5 protein-coding genes and 1 pseudogene are annotated in these 4,961 nt (G+C 70.9%); 3 read left to right on the forward strand and 3 right to left on the reverse strand.

Annotation, left to right across the window (positions count from 1 at the left end):
• The 3 genes and pseudogenes from HW577_RS20680 to HW577_RS20690 all read left to right on the forward strand — a co-directional run.
• Nucleotides 1–250 (forward strand): annotated as a pseudogene (locus HW577_RS20680) (hypothetical protein); the annotation flags it as partial.
• Between the two features lie 242 nt (nt 251–492).
• Nucleotides 493–1,356, forward strand: a complete 864-nt coding sequence (locus tag HW577_RS20685) for a LysR family transcriptional regulator (protein ID WP_198378016.1) — start codon at nt 493–495, stop codon at nt 1,354–1,356.
• Nucleotides 1,357–1,423: 67 nt separating this feature from the next.
• Entirely contained in the window at nt 1,424–2,038 is a 615-nt protein-coding gene (locus HW577_RS20690; protein ID WP_198378017.1) for a hypothetical protein, read from the forward strand.
• 94 nt (nt 2,039–2,132) lie between these two features.
• On the opposite strand, the gene HW577_RS20695 is transcribed toward HW577_RS20690, so the two are convergent.
• The 3 genes from HW577_RS20695 to HW577_RS20705 are packed head-to-tail and all read right to left on the reverse strand — an operon-like array spanning nt 2,133 to nt 4,780.
• Complete coding sequence (locus HW577_RS20695) at nt 2,133–3,089, reverse strand: tripartite tricarboxylate transporter substrate binding protein (protein WP_198378018.1); 957 nt, start codon at nt 3,087–3,089, stop codon at nt 2,133–2,135.
• Nucleotides 3,086–4,099, reverse strand: coding sequence for an NAD-dependent epimerase/dehydratase family protein (locus tag HW577_RS20700; RefSeq protein WP_198378019.1), 1,014 nt, complete (start codon nt 4,097–4,099; stop codon nt 3,086–3,088). The genes HW577_RS20695 and HW577_RS20700 overlap by 4 nt, the downstream gene beginning before the upstream one ends.
• Nucleotides 4,100–4,159: 60 nt before the next feature.
• The gene (locus HW577_RS20705) at nt 4,160–4,780 is read right to left on the reverse strand and encodes an HD family hydrolase (protein ID WP_198378020.1); all 621 of its coding nucleotides are present in this window, start codon (nt 4,778–4,780) and stop codon (nt 4,160–4,162) included.
• Nucleotides 4,781–4,961 lie beyond the last annotated feature (181 nt).

The raw sequence follows: 4,961 nt of genomic DNA on the forward strand, positions 1-4,961 counted from the left end.
TGCTCTTCCGATCTTGGCCGGCGGTATGCTGCTCGGCAACATGCTAATGGGCGCGCTCGGCTCGGGTGGCGCGGCGCAGGCCGCGACCCCCGCGGCGGATGCGACGCCCTCCAGCTTCACCGACCCGGCCGCGGCCGGCGGCTGGGGCGAGGAGAAGGCGGCAGCCGACCAGGGCGGCTGGGGCCAGCAGCAGGACGCCGCCGCCTATGACGATGGCGGCAGCGACTGGGGCGGCGACGAGGAAATCTGATCCCGGCGCCCGGAGGCAGTGCCTTCGGGTGTCCCGCGCGGATCAGGCGAGGGGCGCGCCCGTGCGGCGCGCCCCTTCGCGATTCCAGCAGCCGCCGGAAGCCGATGGCGAGCGATCCCTGAGCCATCCCGCAGCGCGGCGCGCAGCCTGGCATGGCGCAGGGTGACTGCCCCCCCTCGGCAGCCAGGCGATCATCACAGCCACTCATTGACGCCGCGCGAGACATGATGGTTTCTCATGCCATGCGCGTCCCCGACCTCGACCTCGACCTGCTGCGTGGCTTCGTCACAGTGGCCGAGCGCGGCGGCTTCACCGCTGCGGGCAGCGCGCTCGGCCTGACCCAGTCGGCGATCAGCCTCAAGGTGAAGCGGCTCGAGGACATTCTCGGCAAGCGCGTGCTCGAGCGCGGCGGGCGCGGCGTGGCGCTGACGCGCGATGGGGAGACGCTGCTCGCCTATGCCCGCCGCATCCTGGCCCTGAACGACGAGGCGGTGCGCCGCATGGTCGCGCCCCCGGTCGCGGGGCGGCTGCGCCTGGGCGTCGCGGACCATTTCATCCCGCGCAACCTCGCCCCCGTGCTGGCCCGCTTTGCGCAGACCTACCCGGAGGTGCGGCTGGAGGTGGAGGTCGGCCGGAGCCACGAGTTGCGCGCGGCGATGGCCGAAGGCGCGCTCGACCTCGTGCTCGGCAAGCGGCGGGACGGGGAGACCGAGGGGCGGCCGATCTTCACCGAGACGATCGTCTGGGTCGCGGCACCGGAATGGGAGGCCCCGTCAGACCGCCCCCTGCCGGTCGCGATGCTGCCGCAGGGCTGCATGTTGCGCGACCGGGCGCTGGCGGCGCTTGCCCGCGCGGGGATCGCCTTCGACCTGCTCTACACCTCGGCCTCGCTGCTCGGCGTCGCGGCGGCCGCGCAGGCGGGCTTCGCGGCAACGGTGCTGGGGCGCACCGGACTGCCGCCGGGGCTCGCGGAAGTGCCCGGTCTGCCGGCCTGCGGCACGGCGGAAATGTGCCTCTTCGGCGACGCCGAAGGGCGCAGCGCGCTGGTCGAGCCGCTGATCGGCTTCATCCGCGAAAGCCTCGCCGCGCCGCGCGCGGCCATGTGAGCGGCGATACCGCGCCCCACCGCGGAAGGATTAAGCTGCCGGGCCGGGGACGGAAGGGACGACCGCCATGGCCGAGACGCTAACGATTCATCTGGTGAACAAGGCCGGCGACCTGTCCGGCCGCTTCGACGCCTCGCACCTCGCGACCGCGGCCGCGAAGCTGAAGGCCTGGACGGAGACGATCATCCTGTCGGTGCCGGCCTTCGGCACGGTCGCCGTGCGCACCGACAGCAAGCAGGGGGACGTCAAGGCGCGCGACCTGGTCTGCTACCTGCTGACCTCGGCCGCCGACAGCATCGTCGCGCAGCGCGCGACGGAGGACCTGACGCTGGGCGTGTCGGGCAGCACCATGATGGGGGCTGCGGACAAGGCGGTCGTCAGCGAGGTCTATCTCCGCCAGATCGTCCAGGGTGGCGACCCACGCGGCAACGCGACGACGAACCGGGAACAGCTCGTTGCCGGCTGCATCCTGCATGAGCTGATCCACAACATCTCCGACGCCACGACGCCGATCGTGACGGACGTGCACAAGGTGAAGGGCGGGGTGATCTGCCGGGAGCTCGACGGCAACCCGCTGACGGGCCCCGAGGCGCCGAACGAGGTCGACAACAAGGTCGCCGCCACCGCGCTCACGCGCCGCGTCACCGGCGTGAAACAGCACGCGGGCGCGATGCCGGCCTGACGCCCGGGCCGCGGCGGGCCTGGGCGTGCTGTAGCATCAATGGTTTCCAGAGCAAGAAATCCGATCAGCCGCTTCCGGCTGATCGGATATTGCTCTAGCGCTGCGACCAGGGCGTCCGCTGCCAGAGCGTCCGGTAGTTGCCCTGGAGGCCGGCGAGGCGCGTGAACCAGGCGGTGCCTTCTTCGTAGCGTGGCTCGGTGAAGCGTTCGCGCATCACGCGCACGAAGTCGGGGTCGCGGATCACGTCGGCCATCGCCTCGCGCAGCCGCTGGAGGATCGCCGGCGGCGTGCCAGCCGGCGCGACGATGCCGCGCTCGGACGCCATCTCCACCGGGAAGCCGAGTTCCGTCAGCGTCGGCACGTCGGGCCGGAAGGCGCTGCGTGCCGCGCCGGCCATGGCCAGCGTGCGCAGCTTCTCCCGGTTCGCCGTGACCGGGCCGAGGTTGAGCCCCATCACATCGACCTGCCGGCCGAGGATCGCGGTGCGCAGCTGCGGGTCGCCCTGGAACACGACATGCGTCATGGAAATGCCGGTCAGCGCCTGCAGCAGCACAAGTTGCAGGTGGTCGTCCGTACCAACGCCGGGGGAGGCGTAGGTGATGCGGTCGGGCTGCGCGCGCGCCGCCGCGATCAGGTCGGCCAGGGTGCGATAAGGGCTGTCCTCATGCACCGTCATCGCCGTCGGGTCGGTGACCATGTTGGCGATGCCGGCGAAATCCTCGAGCTTGAACTGCGCCTGGCGCTCGATCGGGATGGTGAGCAGCCCAGGCATGTTGGTGGTGGCAAGCACATGCCCGTCGGGGCGCGCGCGCGCGACGGAGGCGAGCGCGACCTCGCCACCCGCGCCCGGGCGGTTCACCACCACGACCGGCCCGCCGAGCCGCTTCTCCAGCAGCGGCGCGACGGCGCGGGCATCGAGGTCCGTGGCACCGCCGGCGACGAAGCCGACTACGATCTCGACCGGCCGGTCCGGCCAGCGCGGCTGGCCGAGCGCAGGGGCGGCGAGCGTAGCCCCCGCCGCGCCGAGCAGGGTCCTGCGTGTGACCTTCATGATGTCCTCCCTTCGTTGCTTTCGATCCACGTCATCAGGCGGCGGAGGCCTTCCTCCATCTCCACCTGCGGCTTCCAACCGATGGCGGCGAAGGCCGCCTCATGCGCGATGCGGAAGGCGCCGCCGGATGTCAGCCGCACCTTGCCCGGCGTGTCGCCGACGAACTCCGGCTCGACCTCCGCCCCCGCCAGCTTCGTGACCATGCGCACCAGTTCGAGTGTGGTGACGGGCTTCGGGCCGGAGGTGTTCACCGCCACATCGGTCGCTTCGGATTCGAAGGCCATGCGGTTGGCGCGCGCGAGGTCGCCGACATAGACGAAGTGCTTCGTCTCCGACCCGTCGCCATAGACCTGCGGGCGCTCGCCGCGCTTCACGCGGTCCCAGGTCTCGATGATGTAGAGAGCGTTGGCCGCGCGGTAGTGCTGTCGCTCGCCATAGACGGTCGAATAGCGCAGCACGACGTAGTCGAGGCCGAAGCGCCGCTTCATGTCGCGGCACAGCTGCTCGCCGATGATCTTCGTCGCGCCGTACAGGATCGCGGCCGGCGGGGCGCCCACCGAATGGAACGGCGTCTCCTCCACCAAGTCACCCTTCACGCCGGGCCCATAGCCATAGACGGCGTTGGATGACGCGAAGACGACCTTCTTCGCGCCGTTCGCGCGCGCCGCCTCCAGCGCGTTCTGCACGCCGCGGATGTTCACATCGAGCCCGCCCCACGGGTCGCGGTCCATGTTCAGCGTCATGTAGGCGGCGAGCAGCAGCGCGCCCTGGCAACCTTCCATCGCGCGCAGCAGGTCGGGCAGGCGCATCACGTCGCCGCGCACCAGCCGCAGGCGCGGATTGTCCTTCAGATGGGCGACGGCCTGTTCCGAGCCCATCGAGAAATTGTCGAACAGCACCACCTCGGATGCGCCGGCGTCGAGCAGCTCCGCCGCCGTCGCCGAACCGACGAGGCTCGCGCCACCCACGATGATGAACCTGTTGCCGGCGATCGGCACCGCGGCTGACATGCGCGCGTTTCCCCCTTGGATCGTTTCCGCGGGGATGATCGCGCGGGAATGCCGGCGCGGCTAGAGGCCGGCCCGCGCCTGGAGCGCCAGCAGTTCCTCGAGAAAGCGCGCCGCCGCCACGTCGGGCGCCCAGGGCCGCCACGCCGGCTCGCCATAGCGGACCTGCAACGGGTCCTTGTCCATCGGCGCCGCGCGGATGCCGAGCGTCTCGCGCACCTCCTGCGCGGTCCAGCCGACGACATGCACGGCTTCCGCAGCCGCCACGGCGACGTCCACCGCCTTGTGGGCGCGCTTCTCCTCCGCCGTCCAGGCAGGCAATCGGTATCGCGCGGCGATCACGCCCGAAAGCCGCGCCTGCAGTTCGGCGAAGGCTGGGCCCAGGAAGGGCTTCAGGGGGGAGATGCAGTCGAAGTTGATCAACCCCTCATCCGCATCGTGGAGCAATTCGCGCAGTTCCTGCGCCGGCGTCAGGCGATGGCGCGTGCGCGACCGGCGCAGCGCGAGAACCGTCAGCGAATGCTGCGCGACGGATAGCGGCTCCGGCCAGGCGGAATGGCCACCCCAGCGGAAGGTGCGGGCAAGGCCAGTCGCGAGGTCCGCATCGGTCCAGTCGAAGGGGGTGGGCGACAGCAGGTCCAGGCGGCGGCCCGAAGGCAGGCGGACCCAGGCGCGGTCGGGCATCAGAGGCAAGGCCGGGGGAGGGGAACCTCCCCCGAACCCCCTCCCTTTTCTGTCTGTTGGGATCCGATGGCCAAGGTTCCAGGGACGGTTGGGGTGGCAGGTGGGTCCAGTCGGGCATGCGCAGCAACGTCGATAGGTCACGTTGGCGGGGAAAGGTCTCCATCACCTCGTTGCGCCATCA

The sequence above is a fragment of the Neoroseomonas rubea genome (genome assembly GCF_016106015.1).
In the GTDB taxonomy this organism is placed as follows: Bacteria; Pseudomonadota; Alphaproteobacteria; order Acetobacterales; family Acetobacteraceae; genus Neoroseomonas; species Neoroseomonas rubea.